The sequence below is a fragment of the Bradyrhizobium sp. 141 genome, from assembly GCF_023074055.1.
Lineage (GTDB): Bacteria > Pseudomonadota > Alphaproteobacteria > Rhizobiales > Xanthobacteraceae > Bradyrhizobium.
The window spans coordinates 334,307-357,613 of record NZ_JADPKR010000094.1 but is presented as its reverse complement, the minus strand read 5'-3'; the positions used below and the strand labels follow the sequence as shown (position 1 = coordinate 357,613).

Annotated in this window: 12 protein-coding genes; 7 read left to right on the top strand and 5 right to left on the bottom strand. The window is 63.0% G+C overall.

Going from position 1 to position 23,307, the window contains the following annotated elements:
• The first annotated feature begins 79 nt into the window (after window positions 1-79).
• The 3 genes from IVA81_RS29065 to IVA81_RS29055 are packed head-to-tail and all read left to right on the top strand — an operon-like array spanning window position 80 to window position 7,570.
• Entirely contained in the window at window positions 80-1,369 is a 1,290-nt protein-coding gene (locus tag IVA81_RS29065; RefSeq protein ID WP_247324298.1) for a hypothetical protein, read from the top strand.
• The gene (locus tag IVA81_RS29060) at window positions 1,366-4,923 is read left to right on the top strand and encodes a hypothetical protein (RefSeq protein ID WP_247324295.1); all 3,558 of its coding nucleotides are present in this window, start codon (window positions 1,366-1,368) and stop codon (window positions 4,921-4,923) included. Before IVA81_RS29065 ends, IVA81_RS29060 begins: the two co-directional genes overlap by 4 nt.
• The gene (locus tag IVA81_RS29055; RefSeq protein ID WP_247324293.1) at window positions 4,916-7,570 is read left to right on the top strand and encodes an RNaseH domain-containing protein; all 2,655 of its coding nucleotides are present in this window, start codon (window positions 4,916-4,918) and stop codon (window positions 7,568-7,570) included. Before IVA81_RS29060 ends, IVA81_RS29055 begins: the two co-directional genes overlap by 8 nt.
• A 12-nt stretch (window positions 7,571-7,582) precedes the next feature.
• Here the strand turns inward: IVA81_RS29055 and IVA81_RS29050 are convergent, their stop codons facing one another.
• From IVA81_RS29050 to IVA81_RS29040, 3 genes are read right to left on the bottom strand one after another with little or no spacing between them, the layout of a single operon-like run.
• Window positions 7,583-10,867, bottom strand: coding sequence for a UvrD-helicase domain-containing protein (locus IVA81_RS29050; RefSeq protein WP_247324291.1), 3,285 nt, complete (start codon window positions 10,865-10,867; stop codon window positions 7,583-7,585).
• Window positions 10,864-13,515: a PD-(D/E)XK nuclease family protein gene (locus IVA81_RS29045; protein WP_247324289.1), complete on the bottom strand. Its 2,652-nt coding sequence runs from the start codon at window positions 13,513-13,515 to the stop codon at window positions 10,864-10,866. The genes IVA81_RS29050 and IVA81_RS29045 overlap by 4 nt, the downstream gene beginning before the upstream one ends.
• A gap of 16 nt (window positions 13,516-13,531) precedes the next feature.
• Complete coding sequence (locus IVA81_RS29040; protein ID WP_247324287.1) at window positions 13,532-14,863, bottom strand: hypothetical protein; 1,332 nt, start codon at window positions 14,861-14,863, stop codon at window positions 13,532-13,534.
• A 205-nt stretch (window positions 14,864-15,068) separates the two neighbouring features.
• Here IVA81_RS29040 and IVA81_RS29035 point away from each other — a divergent pair, with 205 nt between their 5' ends.
• From IVA81_RS29035 to IVA81_RS29020, 4 genes are all read left to right on the top strand, one after another.
• Complete coding sequence (locus IVA81_RS29035) at window positions 15,069-16,409, top strand: hypothetical protein (protein WP_247324285.1); 1,341 nt, start codon at window positions 15,069-15,071, stop codon at window positions 16,407-16,409.
• Between the two features lie 232 nt (window positions 16,410-16,641).
• A complete protein-coding gene (locus IVA81_RS29030) occupies window positions 16,642-17,727 on the top strand; it encodes a hypothetical protein (protein ID WP_247324283.1) in 1,086 nt (361 codons plus the stop codon).
• 1 nt (window position 17,728) lies between these two features.
• Window positions 17,729-20,632 carry a hypothetical protein gene (locus IVA81_RS29025; protein ID WP_247324281.1) on the top strand — a complete coding sequence of 968 codons (2,904 nt, stop codon included), beginning with the start codon at window positions 17,729-17,731 and terminating at the stop codon, window positions 20,630-20,632.
• A 60-nt stretch (window positions 20,633-20,692) separates the two neighbouring features.
• Window positions 20,693-21,682 carry a restriction endonuclease gene (locus IVA81_RS29020; protein WP_247324279.1) on the top strand — a complete coding sequence of 330 codons (990 nt, stop codon included), beginning with the start codon at window positions 20,693-20,695 and terminating at the stop codon, window positions 21,680-21,682.
• A 21-nt stretch (window positions 21,683-21,703) separates the two neighbouring features.
• Here the strand turns inward: IVA81_RS29020 and IVA81_RS29015 are convergent, their stop codons facing one another.
• Together IVA81_RS29015 and IVA81_RS29010 are read right to left on the bottom strand one after the other, a co-directional pair.
• Window positions 21,704-22,504 carry a restriction endonuclease gene (locus tag IVA81_RS29015; RefSeq protein ID WP_247324278.1) on the bottom strand — a complete coding sequence of 267 codons (801 nt, stop codon included), beginning with the start codon at window positions 22,502-22,504 and terminating at the stop codon, window positions 21,704-21,706.
• Window positions 22,505-22,578: 74 nt separating this feature from the next.
• The gene (locus tag IVA81_RS29010; RefSeq protein ID WP_247324276.1) at window positions 22,579-23,247 is read right to left on the bottom strand and encodes an ATP-binding domain-containing protein; all 669 of its coding nucleotides are present in this window, start codon (window positions 23,245-23,247) and stop codon (window positions 22,579-22,581) included.
• Window positions 23,248-23,307: the final 60 nt, after the last annotated feature.

The window sequence follows — 23,307 nt, the reverse complement described above, 5'->3', positions numbered from 1 at the left end:
CTCGCTACAACGGCCAAGGCCTTGTTGTTATGATACACTTGATACACTATGGTCTCGTTTGTTTCAAGGAGACGATTCGTTGATCGATGCTGCCTCATTCCCTCAGCGTGCCCAAGCGCTCTTTTCCGAGAAGCTTGGCTACGGCCGCCGCTGGAAGACGGCCGCCGCGGAGCAACTCGGCATCGGCCGCGCCACCCTTTATCGCTATCTCGAGGACCCGGCGGGCGTGGCGCCGGATGTTCTCGCCAAACTTGCGCAGCTCGAAGGCCCCCAGGCGCCCGTCCACGGCGTTCGCGAGATGGTCACTCTGATCGCCAGCGCCATCGTCCAAATCCAGGCCAGTCTCGACGCCGAAGGGTGGCTGAAGGCGCCCTATGCACCATCTGTCCGGCGCGTGTTCGACTTGGGCGCTGCGCGCAACCTCGCCGATGGCGATGACGTCTGGCCTACGGATCTTCACGGGCTCATGCGTCGTGCCCAGGAGCCTCTTTTTCGGTGGCTTCCGGACGTCAGCTGGGATGTGGGCGGCGACTACCTCGCCGTGCGGCTCGTCGAGTCCGGCGAGGCCAGCACTGCGTGCCGTGCTTTGGCGCTGCCTGGAGGGGATCCCGAATCCGAGATCGAAGAGAACCTCGGCTACGAGATGCTAGTGGGCCTCTGCCGCGATCGTGTCGATGGCGAAGCGCTCTACCGGACCTGGCGGAAAACGATCATCGAAAACGTGGTCATGACGAGTTGGTCCACAGCCATCCTCATGGATCCGCTGCTCGCCACCCTCGAACGATCGGACGAAATCGTCGAGGCCTTCTACGACCGGATCCCCGAAAGCTTCGCGATCAACGGAGAACTGCCAATCTGCACGGTCAGCAAGACGATCCTGCGCCGTGACGGTCGCGCCTTCCACACCGAGTGTCGCCAGCCTGAGGCAATCCGCAAAGCCCGCGAAGGCGTGCACGCAGCGCTCAAGTACCGCCCTGGAATGCTTTATTTAAAGCGCGCCTTCCGGACCTTCTGGGCTCTTCCGGGCCTGGCGGAACTCGAACTCAAACGCGGGCTCGACTCCCTGGGGTGGACAACGAAACTGTGGCCGAGCCTGGATCGGGTCGACCTTGTGGCAATAGCCCCGGACAGCAGCCGACGGCTGGCCATCGATGTTAAGGACTATATCTCGCCGGCTCGCCTCGCCAGCCGCTTCAACGGCTTCAAGACCTTCGAGGCCGACCACCACTGCTATCTGGTCATCCCTGACCACATCATCGAGACGGATCCTCGCTTTGAGGCTCGTTTTGAGGCTCTGCGCGCGGCCAACGGCCGTCCGGCCGTCGCGATCGCCACCGTATCCGATCTCCTCGAAGAGCTGACGCCATGAGGACGGACCGCGCCTTCTTGGAGGTCTACCGCAAGGCATTACGCAGCGCCGATCCCGCGGCGCGCGATCTCCCCGCGGCGGAGGACCGCACACTCGCGCTTACCGAGCTATGTCTTCATTTCCTGACGCGCCACTGTCCCGACGAGGACGTATCGGCCCTTCCCTATCTGTTGCTTGGTTATGCGAAAGTCATGGCAGCCGGCGTCGATCCGGCCTTCCTGCGTGATCTGACCAGCCTGCGGCACCTGGCCGGCCGCTACATGTCGGCCTCGGCCTGGCTCGACGCCTGCCGTCGACACGGCCTCACGCCCGAAACGATGCGCTGCTACGCCATCAACGGCCGCATCCCCACCCTGCGGCGCAGCGCGCCCGAAGGCGTGCTCGCCGTCCTGACTGATCATCTGCAAACCCCCGCGCCCTGGATCGCCCGTGTCCTGCAGTTGGCCAGCGCAGGCGACGCGCTGGTCCGCACCAACCGCGGTGAGACGCTGCTCGCCTACCAAATCCCCGTAGCCGATCCGGCGGCCGCAGCCAAGCATGCCATCCCGCGCCGGCACCGCCATGCGCCAATCACATTGACCCTGGCGCAGCTGCGGGCCACCGCCGAAACGGTCGACGCGCGGGAAGTTCAATCGGACTGGCCCTCGACCCTCCCGCCGCTTCGGCTGCGCGAGCGTCTCAACAAACTCCAGCTCGAAGGCCTTAAGGAAGGTTTCTTCGACGGCCAAACCCTGACCTTGGACGGCGCCGTGCATGTCCTCGGCATGCTGTCCTCCGGCAAATCTACCCTGGTGTGGCTTGTCGTGCTGGCCCTGACTCTCGGCGGTGAGGGCAAGCGCATCGGCATCCTCGTCACCGACACCATCCAGGGAGCGACACTGATCGCCCGCCTGCGGATGCACGGCGTCAGCGCGACGGTGCTCTCAAGCTTCTACAATCGCGATCGCCACCTGAACTCCATTCACTGGCAGCAGGGCTTGTCATCCTCGGGTTGGTCGGTGTCGGCTGTCGGAGACGTCGCCGAAAACTTCAGCGTCGCCTGTCCGCTTGACGGCTTTCAGCGCAATCCGATCGTCGTCCGCGGAGCGGGCCAGCGGCCCGCTTTCCCCACCTTCAAGGAGAAGCCCTGCCACAGGATCTATCAGCGCCGCCGCGACGCGGAGCTCGCCGAGGAAGAGGCGGTTGACGACGACAATGGCGTCGGCGCCGAGCGGTCATGTCCGTTATGGACGAGGTGCCCGGCTCAGGAGCAGCAGCGTAGCGCCGTCACCGCCCAGGTCATCGCCCTTACGCCCCAGGCCTTCGTCCACATGACGCCGGATAAATGGACATCGGCGCAGCATCTGACCCTGCCGGAACTGTTTCAGCACACCCTGGACTTGATGATCGTCGATGAGGTCGACTCCGTCCAAAAAACCCTCGACGATATCTTCGCGCCACGCTCACCGATCATGGGTGACGAGCGCGACGTCTATGCACCGGCAATCGGCACCAAGTCGTCCGAGGCGTTGCGCGAGCGCAGCGGAGTCCAGTTTCGCCGTCAGGTGAACGCTCGCTGGCAGGCCAACTTCCACACATTCTATCGCCTGATCGGAACGCTCTACGCTCTTCTCCAGAACGAGCAGGCCTATCTCGCTGACTTCTACCGCAACACGCCCTTCACCGCCGGCGGCATCCTCTATGAAATTTGGCGACGGCGGCAGGATGTGCAGGGCCTCACCCGCCCCGGTCGCAGCTTCGACGATCCGGATTTCGAGGAAGACTTCCTCGAGGTCATCAAGGTCGCCGGAAGCATCTCGCGCTTTTCGCAAGGGTCGGCCGTCAGCCGTGACGAGGCCGAGGAACAAGCCGACGAGGCGCGACAACCCTTCCGCAATCCCGCCTTCCAGTCAGCCAGCGATGCCCTTCAGGCCATCGCCCGCGATATGGTGGTCAGCGACTATTATGAAAATCTGACCGAACGGGTCCGCGATCTCCTGGACGGTCCACTATCGGCGTTCAACGCCACCAGCGCCACGGCAAGCAAGGCGGCGATGAGCCCCCACGGCAATGCGCTCGCGCTGTTGCTTGCGATCGTCACCGATCTCGTCCTGTCCCATTATTACTGGCTGGTGAAGACCCAACCGGCCGTGGCCACAGACCTCGGGATCGACGATGCCCAGCTGCTGAGCCAGGCCGGCAATCTAATCCGCCACTACCGCACGCTGCTCCCGTCGAACCCGGCCGGAGCGGTGTTCGGGTTACTGTATGACGAGCCCGGCGAGGACCGGCGCGACACGATGGGCGGCAAGTTGACCCTCATCAACCACCTCGGTGTCGGCCGCCACCTGCTCACCCACCTGCACGACCTGCTCGCCAGCGAAGGTCAGGCCGGTCCCCATGTGCTGATGCTCAGCGGCACGAGCTGGGCCGGCGGCGCCCAACGTCAGTTCAATCCCAAGACAGGGAAGCCCATGGACTGCGCATCGCCGAGCTTCGACGTGCAAGTCCCCGCCCAAGGCGTGCTGCTGCAGCCCCAGGCCGAGCTCGATGCGATCGGACGCTCTGTCTTCGAGTTGGTGCCCTTGCGCAACGAGGAGGGAAAGCAGGTTCGAATTTCAGGCCTGCGGGAAGCAGACCGCCGCTGGGCTTTGAGCGGCGTAGCCGCGCGCCTGTCCGCCCGTCGCGATAACCTCAACCTGATCGAGGAGAACTGGCTGCGCATGGCCCGTGAATGGGGCGACGAGCATCTGCGCGGGCGACGCCGCGCCCTTCTCGTAACCAACTCCTACACGGATGCGGCAATCGTCGCCGACATGCTGCTCGAGAGCCTCGAGACCCATGGCTTGGCCGACTGGCGGGTGTTCTGCCTGACACGGGACCAAGCCGATGACGCCGGCGCGCCGGACGATCATCGCCTGCGACGCGCCAGGCCGCTTCCCCGCTCCCTCATCGAACGCTTCGGCGAGGAACCGGAAAAATCGATCCTGGTGGCGCCGATGCAAGTGGTCGCCCGCGGCCACAATATCCTCAATCGCGAAAGTCGCGCAGCAATCGCCTCGATCTACTTCCTGCATCGACCCCATCCACGGCCGGACGACCTGGCCGCGGTGATCGGCCGGCTGAACCGCTTCGGCGTCGAGCGCTTCGACCGCGGAATGGGCACAGATCCCGACCAGCCTGACGAGCGCCTGTCCCAGCGCGCCCGCCGCATGCGTTACGCGGCCACCAACATCGTGCGCTACAGCCTCTATGCTCGCGGCGGCTACAGCGGCCTGTCGACCGAATACAAGGCCCAGTTCGCGTGGGACATGCTGACCCCGCTTTGGCAGACCATCGGCCGTGGCATTCGCAACGGCTGTCCCGTGCACATCGGCTTTGTCGACCGGCAGTTCGCGCCTCTCTCCTTCGACGGCGCCACTGACACTCCAGACAGCAGCGTCCTCGTCCAGTCATTGCGCCAGCTCGACATCGCCATGGCGTCGTCCGATCCCACCGCCAGAACACTCGCGAAATTGCTCTACCAGCCGTTCCGCGATGCGCTCTCCAAGACCAAGGGCCTCGCCTATGGCTAACGTCAATTCGCTCGACCTGAATGTCTGGGAAGCCGGCTTCACCGCCCAGGATGATCTGGTCCTGACGCGTTACCGTTTGTCCCCAGACGCGCAAGAAACCTTGCAGGCCTGGTCGCGCGAGAAATCCAAGCGCCCGAATGACGCCCCCTCGACCCTGCGCCTCGATGGGCTTTCCGAGATCCTGGCCTGGTTCGTTCCCGAGATCGCCTTCATGCGGCGCCACCAGTTGGACGCCGAAACCCAGAGTCGGCCTCTTTCCTTCTTCATCACAGGCGATGTCGCCACCGACGAAGACCTGCGTCGGCGCGTCCAGGCAGCGATCGGCCTATGGCTGACCCTGATGTACCCCGATAAGCCGGCGCCAACGCGCGCGGCGATCGCTGGGACCGCGATGGACACGGCCAGTTGGACCAAGCTGCAAGTAAATGGCGCGCTGCAGACTCAGAAGGGGGCCTGCCCGAGTCCGGCGGACAATCTCCTGTTCGATGCGATCGCCGCCCACGCGCTGGGCGCGTTGGCAGGTCAAGACCTGCGCTTCCGGAGCGGCGCGCAACGCGTGCTCGTGGCCAAGGCCGCACAAAGCGATGCCTTCACGGGAGTAGAGCTGGTCGCCTTCCCGCCGCGTCAGACCAAGCGGGGCCTTTGGAGCGAGGTCATCACTCTCTATACGCCGACTTATCCCGAGCGCCCGCAGCTGCACCTCCTCGCCCGGCCTTCCATCCGCAATTGGGGGGCCGTAGACGGATGGACGGGCCGCAATGACCCCAATCGCGCGCTTGACGTCTTCATGCCGGCGATGGAGTCCGCCTCTGCCGATGTCTATCGCCACACTTCGTTCGACTTCCGCGCCAGAAGCGGCCCGGCGCCGTCCAAGGGCGAACATGGACCCACGATCGGCTATTGGCCGCACAAGGACGATCAGAAGATCTTCGACCTCGTTCGTCGCCTGACCGGCCGTGCCGCCCTCGCTCCGGCCGAGCTGGCCCAGCCGGTGGTCGATGAGGACGGGCTTTGGGTGCTGCCGCGCCTCGGAACCGTGCATGGCGATGACTGGCTGCCCGGTGGTACCGGCATTTCCTGGCCCGACCGCCATGACATTGGTGTCTCTCTGAATGAGGCCCTCGCCAAAGCTGGCTTCAAAGCGGTCGAGCCGATGACCCGCGCCCGCCAGGTCATGCCGTTGGACAAGCCTTTCAACAGCAAGGCGGACGACGAGACCTTCGCCGCTCGCCGGCGGGCCGTCCGCATGGCTTTGACAGCGGCGGGCGCGCCCAGCCCCGAGATCGACCTGTTCATCTTTCAGCGTCGCGACGACGCGCCCGAGCGGATGACCCGCGCGCTCCTTGACGAACTCGGCCCGCCGCAGGCCCAGGAGGACGGGGTGCTATCGTGGTGCTGTGGCCTCACCATCCGGTTGCATCCCGTTAACGCCGGCGTGTTGGCCGAGGAGATTTCGTGGGCCGAGGCGACGACGGAGGAAGTGAAAACCCTCAACCCTGCCCAGCTGCGCAGCATCCGCGAGATGAACCGCTCACAGGCTTTCGACGACGCGCAAAAAAAAATGGTCGCCTACGTGGCCGCGGTCCGCGCCCAAACCATCGGCATCGGCTGGGCAATCCTGGAAATGCCCGAGGCGTTGCAAGGACGCATGGGCGATCCGTTCCAGCTTGCGCGACGAGCGCTCGCGCAGGCCGAGCTCCTTCCCCAAGTCGTGCTTACTTCAGTCGAGGCGCTGTCCGAGAGCGTGATGAAGGCCAAATATGGATCGGCTTTCAGCGACTGCCTCCGCATGCTCGGCGTCCTGCCGGTGGAAGACCTGCCGCAGGACCTCCAGCCGGCCGCGCTCACAATCATCCAGAGGAACGCCGACCTCGTGGCGGGTCAGCAGCGCAAAGGCCACGCCTTTCCGCTTGCCGCCCGCACCAAAGGAGGGCGACTGGAGTGTGCGCTTCCGGACGAGACCGGCACGCCGCAATGGGCGCCCTATGCGGTTGCTTACCTGCGGATCCTGAAGGGCGATTACGGCAAATTCGGTCGAGCCCGCCAGGAGGAGAACCTCGCCAAGTTCGAGACCTTTTTCACCATGGCGATGGAGGACATCAACCGGGTCGGCCCGGCGTTGGTGATTTGCGAGGGGGAAACCCTTACCCACAGGCTGTCGGCATTGGCGAATGGAAGGTTGGTCTTCGATCACCTGACGATTGCCAACAGAACGCTGACGCCCAATGACCTGCCCAATCTGCGGATCGTTCGCACCAGCCCCGATCCCAAGCGGCAACCCTATTATCACCACGACACGGAAACCAGTTGGCCGAGCGGCCTCTTCGTCTGGGGCGCGGCGACACGCACCTTCTACGGCTTGAAACAGAAGCCGGTTACGGTCTCCAATGCCCAGCATTACGCTGCCCGCATCTCGCGACACGCCGAAATTGAAGAAGGCGTGCGCCGGCCAAAGGAGAGCCTGGGCCGGGTCAGCTCACAGATGGACGAGATCTGCGTCGCCTTTTGCCAGGATGGAGACGATCCCCTGACCCTGGCGACCCTGGTCCACCGACTGCGTGGTGCGCATGCGCAATATGACACCGACACCGCGCGTCCTTTCCCCCTGCATGAGCTTCGCAAGCTCGGCGGCGGCGTGACCCTCTAGTCCAGGTCGCCCTCAGTTCGCCGGTTCGACCCACCGAACCCGTCCGAGGCTCATATAGACCAGGGCGCCGCGCGGCGCGCCGGTTGCCTCCAGATAAAGCCGAAGCTGGTCTGCATGGTCGGCCAATTGCTGCGTGCCCGGCGCTATGTCGCTCTTCCAGTCCACGACCACCTCGAACGCGCCATCCTCTGCGCGAACCGCGGCGTCCACCCGGCCCGCCACCGGCTGGGCTTCGCTCGCTGGCCCGATCACGGCATAGATCGGCAACTCCGCAAGCAGCCGCGGCCGCAAACCGGCAACATCGGGTAAGGCGAGCGTGCGAAGCACAGTCTGCGCAAGTTCCGCAACATCCGCGAGGCTCTCATCAGTCTCGCCCGGAGCGAGGAGCTGGACGGCCAGCTCGCGCGCCCGCCCGGCGAGCGCGCCAGCCTCTTCGACCAAATCCTCCTCCAGGATTTCCTCCATAAGCTTGTGCAGCACCAAGCCCCGCAAGCGCCCGCCAGTGGCGATCCATGTCTCCTCCTCGTCGATGGAATCCGAAACGACTTCTACCCTCTGGGCTCGGTCGGCATCGTGGTCGCTGGGCCGCAACCAGGTGATAGGCGGGCTCGCCGCAGCAATGCGGTTCGCCTCCGCTGCAAAGGTCTCAGCGTCCTGTCCATTTGCAGGCGAATCCCCCGCGGCTGTCGGGCCCCCCTCAAAAGCGTCCAGATCGATCTCCGGCAAGCCGGCAGCGCCAAGGTCAAGCACGCGCGCCCAGGAGCGTGCATTTGCATCCGGATGATGCGGTAAGATCAAGAAGTCCCGGGCGCGCGTGCACGCCACATACCAAAGCCGCACCCTTTCACGTTGCTGACTCTCTGCATCCTGGCGGACCGTTTCGACAAGCTCTGGCGCCGCGACGTCACCTACCAACCAATGGAGCGTGCCGCGATCAGGATGGCGGACAAATCGGTCAGGCGAGCGCGGTCGCACCACGCCGTTGATGGGGATCACGATGGGCCATTCAAGCCCCTTGGCGCTGTGCATGGTGACGATCGAGACAGCGTCGCCATCGACCTCGCCCCAACCCTCGGACGCCTCGCGGTTATCACGCCAGTCCGCGTGGAGATCCGCAGCAAGCCGGCGAAGTCCACGGACCCCGTAGCGAGCCGCGCGCTCCAGGATGACGTCGATATTGGCCGTGGCCGCTGCCGCGTGACGCGGATCATCGCGCAGGGAGATTGCGACGCGTACGCTCAACCGCTCGATCGCCTCGCCGAGCAGCTGTGCCGGGCTGGTGAACCGTGCGCGACGGCGCAGGGCCACCAGATCGGACACCACCGCACGCGCTTCCAGATCGGCGATATCGTCGAGCGGAGTGGCCACTGTAAAGACACCTGGCCGCCCGTCCCGCTCAGGCAGCGCCGCGGCGATGTCGAGCAGGGCCTGGTCGGTGAAGCCGACCAATGGGCCCCTCATTAAAGCACCGAAGGCCGCAGTGTCCTTGGCGTCTGCCAGCACCCGCACCAGGGCAATGACATCCAGCGTCTCCTGGCGACGATAGAGTCCCTTCCCCGCCTGGGAAGCGATGGGAAGTCCGACCCTGCGCAACGCACGCTCGAACAGCCAGAGGCTGTTGCTGGTCGGCACAAGCAAAGCTATATCGCGCGCGAGCACGGGACGGATGCGGCCATCAGCTTCTCGCAGGAGCCGTGCACCCACCAGCTTTGCGCAGACTGCTGCGACCGCGTCGGCTTCCTCGATCTGCAGGGCCTCGCGTTTGGAGCCGGGAGGCGCCGCGATGGACAGACGAGTAGCGCTCGGGCGCGCCGGATCGTCTCTTCGCGTGGCTTCCAGTTCGACATAACCTGGCTGCGACGCCGCGTTCAAGGCAGCCCGGAAAGCACCATTGACATAGGTGAGCACTCCCTCTCGCGAGCGGAAATTGGCGCTTATCTGGAGAACATTGTCGGGCCAAGCCCGCACGATCACGGCTTTGGCGACCTCGTAGTTGGAGATGTGAGCGCCGCGGAACTGGAAGATCGCCTGCTTAGGGTCGCCAACCAGGAAGAGAGCGCCGGCACGGGGCGCGAGCTCCGTCCAATCCTGGGCTGGCTCGGCCGCCGCGATCTGAAAGATGATATCGCACTGGCCAGGATCGGTGTCCTGAAACTCATCCACGAGCAGGTGGCGATAGCGCGCCGCCAGAGCCAGCCGAACCGATTCATGGGCGTGCAACAGTCGCCGGGTACGGATCAGAAGATCATCGAAATCGAGGAGCGCCGCCCGGCGCTTGTAGGCGTCATAGTCGGCCAGCACCTCGTCCAGCTCGGGGAACAGAGTGGCGAAAACGCCGCTGCTGATAGTGCCCATTAAACGCCGATAGGCTGCATCGGTGTTCTCGTAGGCCGCCACCAGCTCAAGGTAAACAGCTGCAGCCGTTGGCGCCGGCGTTCCGAGATGCCGAGGGCGCTGGAGGTCGAAAGAATCCTTTGCCATACAGTTCAATCGGGGCGGATGGGCCATTCGCCACAGGCGGGAGAAGTCAGGGACGACAGCGAAGCCGTCTCGAAAGTGATGGTCCAGCGCCTCCAGGTTCTGCAGGACGATGGTGGTGCGATTGTCGGCCGGTGCAGCGGCCGCAGCCCGTCTGAACGTGTCCACTGCGTCACTGAACGCAAGGTCCGGCCGGCTGGTCAGGTCCACCACTGGCGCCGTCGCGTTGCGATGTTTGCGACGGAAATCAGCCATCTCGCGCAAGGTTTTCGTCGACTTGCGCGGATCGCGCTGCGCCAGGATCGCGATCGGATCGTCCGGCCGCCCGCCTTCGCCAAGCCGCCGGCCGAGCCAAGCCTCGAACACCTGTCCGAAAGCCAGTTCTGCCCCATCCCGGTCCAAGACCACCGCGCCGGGGTCGACATCGGCCTCGACGGCATAGCGGCACAGGATCTCCTGGCAGAAACCATGGATGGTCGCGGTCGTCAGGCTGTCAAATCCCGCCGCCGCCGCTTCAAGGGCGCGATGCTGGTCATCGCCGAGCCCCGCAGGAAGAACCGCCTGCAGCGGGCGCGGGACTCTCTTCGCCAAGAGATCGTCGATGGCCTCGCGTACCCGGCCGGCGAGTTCGTCGGCTGCAAGCCGCGTAAAGGTGATGGCGGCAATCGACGCGGGCGGCACGCCGCTCGCCAACAGCAGTGCGATCCGTCCGGCCAGCAGCGACGTCTTGCCCGTGCCAGCGGCCGCCTCCACCAATAGTGTGGACCCGAAGTCAGACAGAGCCCGCACCCGGGCCGCAGTATCCCGAGGCTCGGTCATCGCGCCCCCCACACTGCGCCGAAATCGCCGAATGCCCGACGAAACGCCGCGTCCTTGATCCTGGTGAAAGGCTCCCCGATAGCCGGCAGCGCGATACGCAGGTCGTTCCAATCCTCCCAGGGATCGTGCGGACCCGGCAAACTGGTCCCAGCCCGGATGAGGGTCACACCGGCCTTGAGGTGCTGAACAGCGTCAGCAAGCGCCTGATCCAGATCTTCACCTCGAAGCGGATAAGGCTGCGGGTTCTCCTCCGCCAGAAAGACCAGCCGGGTCTGGATTCGAGTCTCCGGCCGATGGTGGGCGACGGCAACTGCGTACAACACGCGTTGCAGTTCGGTGCCACCTCCCAGCCGGAGGTCGTTCGGCGCCTTGGGAACCGCTCCTGTCTTGTAGTCGGTGACGCGAGCTCGCCGATCGCCGGTGTCGAGCTCGAGTCGATCGATGGCGCCGCGGATCGCGAGCTGCACGCCGGGCACCGGAACGATCTCGCGTGGATCCCACGGAGCGTTTGGGTCCGCCTCGATTCCGTCGGGGTCCCCGAACCGCACTTCGGTCCAGCTGCGGGTACCTGCCTCAAAGCTCGGATCCAGCTGCAAGGCGCGCAATGCCACCGTCCGGGCTTGGTCAAGCGTGTAGCGCCAAAGCAGCGGCGGCGGCGCCGGCCGTTCGAGCGGCCACTCGACAAGGACCGCGGCGCCGGCCGTGCTTAATGCCGCTTCGACCTCGTCCGCAGACGCCCGGCCGAAGCCGGGTCCTTGCTCGAGAACATTCACGGTCCGCTGGAGCAACCGGTGAACCAGGTCGCCAAAGGCTCGCGGGTCCAAGTCGAACGCCGGGTCAGTAACAACGGTCTCCCGCCAGCCGAGCGCGTAGCGCCAGACGAATCCCTGCGGGTCGCGCAGCAGCCGCCGCAAGGAAGTTGCCGATTGCGGCTGCTGCAACGCGCGGATCACCACCGGATGATCGGCTTGGATAATCCCGTCATGCGCTCCGACTTCGGCCGATCGGCGGGCCAGCCAGCATCCGATGGCGCGGGCGATGCGCGGGTTCTGCCGCGCCTCCCCGGCTCGAGCGGCTAGCCGGTCCGCAGTGCTAAAGGCATGCTCAGGAATACGCTGACGGGCCAACCGAACCGGTGTCAGGTGCGCGGGCAAAAGCGGACTGTGCGTCTGCAGGCCTCCGCGGGCGTTGCGCCGACTGTAGGAGAAGGAAAGGTTCTCGGCGCAGCGCGCGATCGAAGAAAACACCCGTCGATCGGTCTGTGAACGTGTCGGCGCCTGATCGTCGTCCAGGGAGAGGATATGGTCAGGCAGGAGCGGATCGGCGGAAACGCCTCGAGGCCAACCTCCGGCCGTGAGGCCAATCAGCCGCACGAAGCGTCGCGGGGCGCCCGCCAGATGCGCAGCCGGGCACCAGGCGATGCTGTTACCCGGATCCGCCCCATCGGGTGTGCGCAACGTCGCTAGCGAGAAGGCCAGCGCCTCCGCCGGCCCAGTCCGCATGGCGGCGCTCCAGACCCGAGCCGCCGCGGCCGGCAGAAGCCGCCGGCCGGCCTCCTCAGCTGCTGCCCATCCCCGGCATATCAGCTCCAGGGCCGGCAGGAGCAACAGCGCCGGCCGGGCTCCATCGGTCCGCTGCGCCTGAGCCAGGTTGAGCGCCCGTCGCCAATGGACGAAGCCGTTGAGATGGACGTGACCTGGAACTCCCGCCAGCGGATTATCAGGCAGCGCTTCCAAGGCGGTGCAGCGCCGCATGCTGTGAGCCAACCAGCGCCGCACCCTCTCCTGCGATAGCCCTTGCCCCAGGAGTTCGGCTAAAGCCGCGCATGCCTGCCCGTCGACCGTCGATAGGATCGGCGTGCCGTGCGAGAAATGGACAGGCAACTCGGCGCTCGCCACGAGAGTTTGCATGGACTCATCCCAAGGCCCGGGTGCGGCCGTAGCGATCGCGATCTCTTCGGGTCTGGCCGTCCCGCTCGCGATCAGCTCGCGTGCCCATCGCAAGGCCTCGACCACTTCAGCATGGGGATCGGCACATACCCAAGCGGTCAGAGCGGTCGGCGCGCCGGGCGGCTCTTCACAAGGTAGCCCCGTCACACTCGTCACCTCGCCGAGAGCCGCAAGCAGGCTCCGCCAGACCGGCGGAATCCAGATGATGTGCTGGAGAGTCACGGGTCCGAGCAGATCGGTGGCAAGGCGAATCCGCGCGATGGCGGCCGCCGCCAAGTCAGGAGGCGTCAGGACGCCGGGTCCGAGGCGCGCCTTGATGCGGCTCTCGATGAGGGCCAAGTCCGAGAGCCGCGGTGCAGGCGCCGCCGAGGCCAGATTGAATCCTGCTGACCACAGCCGCTCGAAGGTCCGCGCCAACGCGCGCACCGTCCCGGGGAGACTCTGCAGCGGCGTCAGTTCCGCGAACCTGCCTTCGGCGAGCGCGTCGGCGAGCGCAGGCTCCAGCTCCTCTCTTTGTGCGGGGCGCACGAACCCTCCTGCCAAGCGGGCGGCCAGTTGGGAGAGGCTCACGATCTGACATCCGACCGCCCCCTCGCGCGCTGCTTTCAATCGAGCCATACGCAGGGCGAGCGGACCGTCGACGACGACGGTCCGGAACAGGTCCGATTGCGCTTGTGGCCTCAGGCTGACGGCCGCCATTGACGTTCCTCCCCATTCACAACAGCGCAGCGCCCCGATCGAGAAGGTCGTCGAGCGCGTCCTCTCGCGATGAAATCGGCCCTCTGCAGATTGCGAGGATGAGAGCCTCGACCACCCTGCGGGCCAGTGATCGCGCCATCACCCGCTCCTGCGTCGAGATGGCAGCTACGGCGCGGCCATGCAGGAAAGCGCTTCTTATATCGAAAAGCTGCTCATACTGGTCGGCATAAAGACGATCACCGAGTAGACCCGCGACTCGCCTTCGCATTCGGTTCGTGGCGCCCACCCCCTTGTGGCGATCAGGCGCGACACGAAAGCTCTTGTGATAATCCGCCCGCAAGCCGAGCGCCGCCTCAATCGTCGTGATGTGCGCAAGGAATTCGCCCACGCCGTCGGCCAGAAACGCCCGGACGAGGAAGTGGGCGATCGGTGTCTCGAACAAGACCGATCCCTTCGCCTGCTCGACGGTCGCCCATCGGCTTTCGTTCCAGCCCGTCAGCTCGCTTTTCGCATCTTCCTCCAAGTGAAGCCCTACCGGGCGCTCTTCCTCGTACGTTTTGCCAAACCCATCTTCGTAGATCTGGTCCTCCCAGCTCAGCGTGTCGGGGGACGGCGGCGAAGCGGGCCGAACGAAGATGTCGCTGTCGATCGTGTAGACCCACGGCACACGAAAGCCGCGCCAATCGACTTCCTGAATAGTCGACCAGCTCTCCCAGGGAGCTAGCAGGAGGAAGAACAATGCTTTCTCCAAAGCACTCGGGAAGCGCCCTTTGTGCGGTTCGATCCGCCCGAGGTCCTGGCTCAGGTCCATGAAGAGGACCGGAACCGCGCGCTTCTCCGGCTCCTGCTCGAGCGCCACGGCCTCCTCGACGATGAGCCAGTGGAATTCGGAAAAGCGCTCAGCATCGAAGTCCTGACGCGGATAAAGCCGCTTCAGCCGGTGCACATCGATCAAGCCGCGCAGCTCGTCCGCGCTCAACCGGCACACCCTGACCGGGCCGAATGCGAGCGGTGGCAGGTCGGCAGCAAGATCGAGCGGCGCCAGGTGAATGCGCCTGGCATGGGTGGCCAACAGCGCCGCATCCAGTTCCTTCGCTGCTTCCTCCACCGGCAACGCAAGATGGGATGTTTCCTTCTGCAGGTGACACGGAAGGCCCAGGCTTCGCAATGCGGTCGAGAGCGCGAAGTTCGGCCCCTTCTCACCGGCGTTCGTATAGCCGTCGCGGCAAGTCTCGCGCAGCCGCACGAAGGCGGGATGCGCGAGAATATTATCAGGCCCCGGCGGACGTAGCCGCCAGAGCTCCGTCATCGCCGCAAGCATCGCCGTGCTCGGACCAGTCTCACCCATCAGGTGATTCGCAACCCGACAACCATCACCTGTTTCATGCGTCGTTCCTTTCAGCCGCCTGCTCGGGCGCTTCTCTCGTTTTCACCTCCAAAAGCTTCCCACGGCTAGCTCGAATAAAGTCGCATTCCGGCTGAATTTGCCATCTGAACGTTATAAAGTGCAGGCGATTCCAAAGGCTTGAAGCCGGCTTGCTCAAACATTTTCAATGACCACCAACCTTCGCATCTTAATCGCCGATGTATTGCAGGCAATGACCCACACGGAGCTTAGCCAGGCTCCGCTTGAAATCGCGGGCTTGGTTGTTCCCGCGGGTGAAGGTCTTTCAAAGCGCCAACGTATCGACTCGGCGCTTGCCAACCTCACCGAGATGGATTTGGCGCAGTTGGCTTTGAAGTTTGCGGTTCATCGTGGCGACGTTTCTCTCGACGAGGCCGGCCGAAAGGTGCTGGAAGCCAACGACCCGCCTATAACCCAGATCACTAGGCGCGATGTCGCACGGGTCTTCGGAGACGATCTCGCTGGCGAGCGTGGCACGGTGGAGATGGTCGAACGTTATTTCCCACTTTCCACGCCCTTTGAAGACTTCTTCGGAAGCATGGCTCGAAGCAGGGGTGCCCATCAAAGCTTGCGCGATAAGATCACTCGGCACATGGATGACAATCCAGGTGACTGGTCGGTCGAGCATCTATTCGGGGAAATCGGTGCATTTGACTGCTCCAGAGCTCGGTTCGGCGCGTTGCTCGAGGAAGCTGTCCACCCCCTCGCTCGGTCGGGCGAGGAACAGTTGAAGTCGGTCGCCGCCCTCAACAAAATACTCGCGCGCGATGGATACGAATTAGTGCAGGAGAGCGAACTTTCCGGTCACCCGATTTTCGTTTTCCGACCTCTCGTGCGGGGTGTTGGCGGCCGGCCCAAGAACCTGATCTTCGCTTCTCAAGGTCCGAAGCCCGAGATCGGGTTCGCCGACGCCATAAACAATGACATCGTCATCCTCTCTGGCGAGGAGAGCTGCTTGGTCTATGATCGGCCGATCAGTTCAAACGGTCTGCTATGGTCCGAACTTGTCGCGTGGTGGAGCGACATCATGCCAGGCGCCAATGCAGCAAATCTTGGCGCACGCCTGCAGAAGTCTCTGTCGTCAGATGCAGAGCACAAGCTTTTCGCCACCTATTTCAAGGTTTTCCACCCCGCTCTGGGTGAGACGTTGCCTGCGCTCTTGCCGCAGGTCTATCTTCACTATGACCCCGCCATCGTAAAAACCCTGCGCCATCGCCTGCCGCTTCCGCGACAGCGGATGGACTTTTTGCTCCTCCTCCCGGGACGCCAACGCATCGTGCTTGAGGTGGACGGAAAGCATCATTTCTCGGAAAAGGACCGCCCGTCCTTGAAGGTCTATGCAGACATGGTGTCGGCCGACCGAGAGTTACGCCTCGCCGGGTATGAAATTTACCGATTTGGAGCGAATGAGCTGGTTGGCGATGACGCCGAATCGAGGATCGCGGATTTCTTCAAAAAGCTATTCCGACTGCATCGCGTCGCGCGATGACCCTACCCCGATCAACGCTGGTCAGGAAATCGTTAGCTGGCTATTGCTTAGCGCCAAGGATCGAGTGTCATGGCGCAGATTAGCGATATCGAGCTGTTGCGGTTCGGACCCGGGCTCCAATCATGATCAAGCAGACTAGCGATCCAAGACTGATTGAAATAGGTCCGAACTGTTTTGAAGACCAAGCGCGAGCCGGAGGAGTTCCGGCCCCGCCTATGCTGGAGGAGCGCTATTGACGAGCGTTTTCGGGTCGGGTCCAGGCCTCGATTCACCGAAAGGCGATGTCGCGCGCCAAGCGACCGCCTCGCTGCGTGGTTATGGCTATCAGCTTTATGCATCGGGCTTGGCCTGGTTAGGTTTGGGGGACGGAGAGACGCTCTATCTCGAAGTGGCTGAAGACTACGCAGTCGCGGCGCGCGGCGCGCTCGCAGGAACCCAGGTCAAAGACACAGGCGGCAGCACAAGCATCACCCTCCAGACGGCGCATGTCCGCGACGCAATCGATTCTTTCGTGGATCTTGTCCAACGCAATCCCAAGCGCGTCGTGTCATTTCATTATCTGACTACGTCCGAAATCGGTGTGGAGCGCAGCATTGAGCATCGGATCGCTGGAGGTGCCGCACTTCACTATTGGCGGCGTGCCGCTGCAGGAGCGGCTGTTGGGCCCTTACGCGCACTGATAGCCGGACTCGATTTGAAGCCGTCCACGAAACTCTATCTCGAAGCACTGCCCGACAAAGGGTTCCGGTGCGATTTCCTCCAACGCATTCACTGGGATTGTGGTGCACCGGGCCTCGCAGACGTGCGCGCCGAGCTCGAGGCTGGACTCATCGAGTATGTCGCATCCGCAAGACGGCTCTCAAGCCAAACAGGTAAGGCCGTAGTGCCCGCGACGATCGAGCGCCTGCTGATGACGGTGGTCTCCGACAATGCACGGCAATTACGACGAGCCGACCTCCTCGAGTTAATCGACAAGACCGCCATTGTTCCCGTTCCGTTGGAGCAACTAACCGCGGCGTTCCAGGGCAGCAGCTCAGGCACGACCTTCACTCGTCCAACCTTGCTTGTGCCGGCTAGCGATTTACCTCTTCCCCCGATCCGGGCTCCGCGAGTAGACTTGGTCGCCACAATCGACACGGCCCGACGAAGCGCAGGGGTAGCGATCGCCAGTGGCGCGACGGGACTAGGCAAGTCTCTCGCCGCACGCCTCGTAGCCGAGCACGGTGGCGGGCAATGGTCGATCGTCGACTTCCGCAACCTATCGCCCTCCGACACCGCTGCTGGCGGCCTCCCCCGCGACGCATCTCATCCTGGATGACGTGAATGAGATCGACGATCCTGCCGTGCGGGATGCACTGCTACGCGTCGTCGCCAGCCTTCGGCGTCGCGATTGCACCGCTATAGTTACAAGCTATCGCACGCCTACCAGGGCGACACATCATCAGTTGGCACCAGAGGCGCCTGCTGCAATCGAGGTCGAATACCTCTCGGAAGAGGAAGTAGTTGAACTCGTGGAGCTGGCTGGCGGCGACGCCAAGTACGCCGGCGCCGTCTTTCGCGCCGCGGCGCGGGGTCATCCCCAACTCACCATGGCGACGCTGCTTCATCTGAAGGCGGCGAATTGGTCGCGCGCATCCCTTGCTGGGGTATTGGGCGGGCAACTCCCCGGTGAACTGGGCGCGGAACGGCGCGCAGCGCGACAACGATTGATAACAGCGCTCTCGACCGATGCGCAAACGCTGCTGCTGCGCGCCAGCCTGATCCGTGGCGGGTTCGACCGAGCTCTGGCGTTAGAGATCGCTGGCCTCGATCCAACCATAGCGCTCCCTGGTCTTCTGCTCGATCAGCTCGTCGGGCCGTGGATCGAGACATATCGTAAAAGGCGACTGCGAGTGTCGCCATTGCTAGAAGATGCCGCGGAGGAAGTGCTCACCGCCGCAGAATGTCGGGCCATCCATCTCCGCGTCGCCGACACGATGATGCGAAACAGGGACGTCTCCGTACTGGATGCGTCCGCAGCGTTGCATCACGCGCTCAAGAGCGAGGAGGGAAGTCTCGTATTTGCTTTCGCGCACAGCGTGATCACCTGCCCGGTAGGCGTGCTGGACCTGCTCGCTCCGTTCGTGGGCGAACTCATGATCTTCGGAACCGACGCGCCGATCTTCCCTCAAGACCTCGCGGCGTCGGCGATGCTGCGATTGGCTCAATTGCTCGTCCTCCTCCCTCATGGAACATCCGAAAATGCTCGCGCCGCCTGGAACGCGTTCGAGCACGAGCTCGTCCACTTGAAGGGACCGGAGCTCATCGAGGGTTTCGCGCTATCCAAGCTCCTGCTCCATCCACGCACCGGCGAGCTTTTTCCCGATTGGTTGGAGATCCTACTTCGGTTCGATCGGCTGCTGAGAAGCGCGCCCAAGCTCGCCGAGGCCAACCGCAACTTCAATTCGCCGGCCGGCGGCGATCCGCATGTAAGTGGCGTTTTGTTCGCAGCGCAACTTGGCAATATCCGCAGCGTTGCCCGTTTCAAGGAAATCTTAGAACGGCTCGATGGCGAGGAGCCCGCAACACGCGATCAGATCTTCTCGTCCTTCCAACCTGGGCGCGGCGATATTTCAAACTTGGTCAACCATGCCTGGCTCAAGGAATCGCGAGCTGAGACGTTCGATTGGGCGGCTGCTGCCCGCGAATATGCCGCTTGCGCAGACCTCGCGATGCGATGGGGCAATGCGATGCTCGCCACACGCTGCGCAATTGCGCAGGCCATTTGCCTCGACGAGAATGGCGACGACGTCGAGCAAGCACTCGCGTGTCTGATGCAAGCTGAAGTCAAATTTGGCTTCGACATCGCGCTTTCGCGCGCGCGCGCCAAGATCCACTGGCGCAGACGCGATCATGCAGCGGCGCTCCCGCTGCTGATTGCCGCTGCGGAAGCGGGCGGGCAAGACACAATCGAAAAGGCTCATATCGCTCGCGAAGCAGGCATAAGCGCTGCGACGCTCGGCGACTGGGCGGCAGCGCAACGGTGGTTTGAACGTGCCCAAGTCGAGGCATCGAAGCTTGACAAAATACCATCGGTGCGTGCGATGGCGATCGGGTTGCTCGCCGATACCGCGCAGGCTGCCTATCGCGCCAGCCGGCCCGACATCTCAATCATCAAGATGCGTGACGCCCTCTCCGCCCTGTCCGGGGTCGATGCGGAAGGTACGCTGGCTGAAGCCTATTGCCGCCGTGTCGTGCCAAATGGTTTGCTTTGGCTCTACCGAGAAATCACTGGGACCAAAGCAGGCGGCGAGGAGGAGGTATTCTATCCGCCGGGCTGCGGCAGCAACACCGAGCCGATCGAGGCAATCCGCGAGCATTCTGTCATTGCGCTCGATCTCGGATTCTACCTGCTGGCCGATGCGGACCAAGCACTCACCGAGCCTACCGGTTTCTATCGCAATTTTCGCGACTATCTAGTCGAGGGCCCGATTGTCTCTTCAGAACTGTCGGCGGCGATCGCCGAAGATCGTAGGACCATCGCAACGCACGATCCAGCCCATTTCGTCGAGCGCGTCCGACGGCATGCTTCAGTGGCGCGCATGGTTACCTCCGGCGAGTGGCTCGAAAGTGGCGACGCACTTAAGAATCCCAGACGCGGCACGATCCCGTTGGCTACGATCGGCGAGCCCGCCGAGGAGGATCTGCATCGCGCCGCCGAAGATTATCTGCTGAGCTTCGCCGCGGCCGCGGCGCTCGCCCGCGAATTCCGGGCGATCGATGCGATTGTCGAGGAAGGATTGGCGTCTCCCGAGATCGAATCCATTCATCCTTTGCTTCGACGGATGGGGGGCGACCTCACGGCAATCGCGACCGATCGAGATGGCGCGGCCAACGCGATCTGGCTGCTGCGAGAGGATCTAACGGCGCGCCCCGCCGAGTTTTGCTGGGCAGCTGCATGGCTGCTGTTCCATGTGAACGCGTCGCGGCTCCGCAGTGGTGTAGCCGAGCCGCTTGTGGCGTGGATCTTTGCCGGGTGCACTCATCTTGTCAGCAACGCTCGCTTCCGCCTATCGCTTCCGGCGACCACGGTGCCGCCAGTCGAGGCTGTCCTTGCGCGGTCCGAACGAACCATCGCGTCTGCCGCCGAATTGCTTCTCGCATTCGCGCCCGCAGCGGGGACTCGGTTCGTTCCACAAGCGCGATCAACGCTGGAGGAGATTGCCGGAATCTCGCCTGCGTGAAGGGCGGGAGGGAAATCGCTAACACTGGTTCAAACTCGGTGCTTTATGGGACACATTCTGATGGTTACCTCGGGGTTCGTGGCTTCGCTGAGCGAAGATACCGGCGAACGTTCGGGTCTCGCACTCAGCAGGCAACAACTTGTCGAGCATCTCCGGAAGGATCACCCATTTCGGGTAGCATTTGCCCAAGATGACGCATTGATGCGCGTTGGAAGTGAGGAGTATGCGGACACGGTAGGAGATCTACTCTACGCCCTCGGCGCCGCTGACCAACCAGGCATGCCGAGCCTGGGTCAACGGTTGATCGAAAGACTGGGGCCGGATTGGCGCGCGCTGATGGACTTCGAGACGATCCTCCAAGTCGAGGCCGTTGGTAATCATCATCTGCAAATACGCAATAGGAGCGGATCGCTCGATCGGGACGCACTCGATTCAGACATCAAATGCGTCATCAGTGGGTCCCGTAAGGCAATTTTGGAGCATCTGCTGGAGGCGATGTCCGTCCACCTAGCTTTGTCCCCGTTTTTTACACGCGAGATGAAAGCGGAGGATCACTTAGCTCTGACGGATTTGTTCGAGAGCGAGCGTCTTCCAATCGAAGGATCGGGTTTCTTTGATCAGCGGTTCATAAACTACCTATCCCAAAAGCCGGAGCTTCTGCAGGAGATAAATTGGCGGCAGTTCGAGGGACTCTCCGCAGAATGGCTCGTCCGGAATGGCTACGAGGTAGAACTTGGAGCTGGCCGAAATGACGGCGGTGTCGACGTTCGCGCTTGGAATGCCGGCAGAAAACCCGGTGTTCCGCCAGTTGTGATCGTTCAGTGCAAACGGGAGAAGCGGAAGATCGGCAAGGTCGTCGTAAAGGCCCTCTGGGCCGACGTTCATGCAGAAGGAGCGGATGGAGGCCTCGTAGCCACGACGAATGATATCAGTCCGGGAGCGTCGAAACTTGTCGAAGCTCGGGCGTATCCGATCACGGTTGCGAATCGTGACGAGGTCACACGGTGGATCACAGCCATGCGGCGCCCTACTGCCGGCGTGGTCCTTTAGGGGTGGTCGAGGCGCGGGACGTCAAACATCGAATTCACCGGACAAGATGATCAAGTTCGGTCGCGCGACATCGAGTATCTCGGCTACAGTAGGAGCGGCCGTTCGATACGTGAGCCGCAACGACGCCAGAAGCCTCGCGCCGTCAACCAATTCGACGAAAAAGCCGCTCTGAGCGGCCATCTCGGTTTCCCTAAAGACGCCGGCCGTGAATACCGACGATGTTACCAGCAGGCCGCTATGGGTCGCGTGAATGCTCATCGTGCCAATAAGTTCCCGCAACACCCGAGCTCCGACCTTGTTTCTCGTGTGCTTTATCTGGGCGTAGATCGCGGCGCGGCCGCCGTCCGGATGCTGAACCACTATATCGACGCCGCCGTCCTTTGAACGTGCGGTGCCGCGGGCCTCGTAGCCAAACTCTCTAAGAATTGCCGTGCTGGCGTCTTCAAGAGTTGCCCATTCATCAGCACTTCCTCGTCCCAAGAGATGTTGTTCGATTTCCCTGGTCAAAAGTCCGATTTGAGCTTGGTCAAGAGCTGGTGAAAACGTTGCCAAGGCCGCACCGCCGGCCTGTACGGTCCGCAGCGCCCTGTCCGGAACGGAAGCGCAGGAGCAATCCCACATATCCTTGAATGCAAACCACCAGCCGCAAAATGCGCAGGTGAGCACTTCAACATACTCAGAAAATCGTCGGCCATCACTCTCTCGGCTTTCGTCTGCAGAGCGCAATCGTGGGCGTGACTTACTGCAGGGACACTGCCGAGAAGCAAAAACGGTCTCAAGAATTGGCTTCGTTTGAATCTGTACTTGGTAATTCCAGAACAAATGTGTCGCCCGCCTCTTTCGGTCAGCAATCTCTCATTCTTGACTACCGGCGCAGGCTGCAATGAGCAGCTCTATCATGAGCGCCAATCGACACGATCGCTGAATTGAGGTCGCAATGGTTCGAGGATCGCGGGCAAGCGCCCCTCGCAGGTCACGCCCAGATAGGTCGCGGCACGCGTTACGCCAACGTAAAGATAGCGCGGGAAGAGCTCTTTAAGGCGGCGGGCTAATCCGTCGACTCCAATGAAGAAGACTGCTTCAAATTCCAGACCTTTGATATGCTGGATATCGAAGACACGCACCTCGCTTGCATCGCCGACCACGCGCCCTTCCTTGCACCCGACGATGGTAATGTTGCGCTCCGCCAATGCGGTCCGCGTTGCATTCACCAGCGGATCAATGAAGTCATCACCGTCAACGAAAACGGCGATGGAAGGTAGCGACCCGACTGACCGCTCGACCTCATCAATGCGATCGGCAAGCCAGGTTCCAAGCGCCGTGTCAGAAACGCCTTCCGCGAGTAGCGGCCACACATCCGCTTCTTCGATTTCCGACGGAGATCGCGTCTTCTGTGCACCCGGGTCGAGCAGCTCTGCTAGAGCGTCCGAAAATTGGCGAAGCTTCCGGCTCTGTCTGTAGCCGATGTCAATCTTGCGGACGTCAATCTGGGCTCCCGACACACGATTCAGCCAGTCAATTTCGGCTTCACTCTGAATGCCGGACGACGTCACCCGCTGGCGCAAATCGCCACATGCAAACCACGAGCGCAGTTCAGGATGGGCAAGCTCGATCGTGCATGCAAG

What these genes read in the sequence shown, in the direction of transcription:
- IVA81_RS29060 (WP_247324295.1), top strand. Translation starts at nt 1,366, where the DNA reads ATGAGGACGGACCGCGCCTTCTTGGAGGTCTACCGCAAGGCATTACGC.
- IVA81_RS29055 (WP_247324293.1), top strand. Translation starts at nt 4,916, where the DNA reads ATGGCTAACGTCAATTCGCTCGACCTGAATGTCTGGGAAGCCGGCTTC.
- IVA81_RS29050 (WP_247324291.1), bottom strand. Translation starts at nt 10,867, where the DNA reads ATGACCGAGCCTCGGGATACTGCGGCCCGGGTGCGGGCTCTGTCTGAC.
- IVA81_RS29045 (WP_247324289.1), bottom strand. Translation starts at nt 13,515, where the DNA reads ATGGCGGCCGTCAGCCTGAGGCCACAAGCGCAATCGGACCTGTTCCGG.
- IVA81_RS29040 (WP_247324287.1), bottom strand. Translation starts at nt 14,863, where the DNA reads ATGGGTGAGACTGGTCCGAGCACGGCGATGCTTGCGGCGATGACGGAG.
- IVA81_RS29035 (WP_247324285.1), top strand. Translation starts at nt 15,069, where the DNA reads ATGACCACCAACCTTCGCATCTTAATCGCCGATGTATTGCAGGCAATG.
- IVA81_RS29020 (WP_247324279.1), top strand. Translation starts at nt 20,693, where the DNA reads ATGGTTACCTCGGGGTTCGTGGCTTCGCTGAGCGAAGATACCGGCGAA.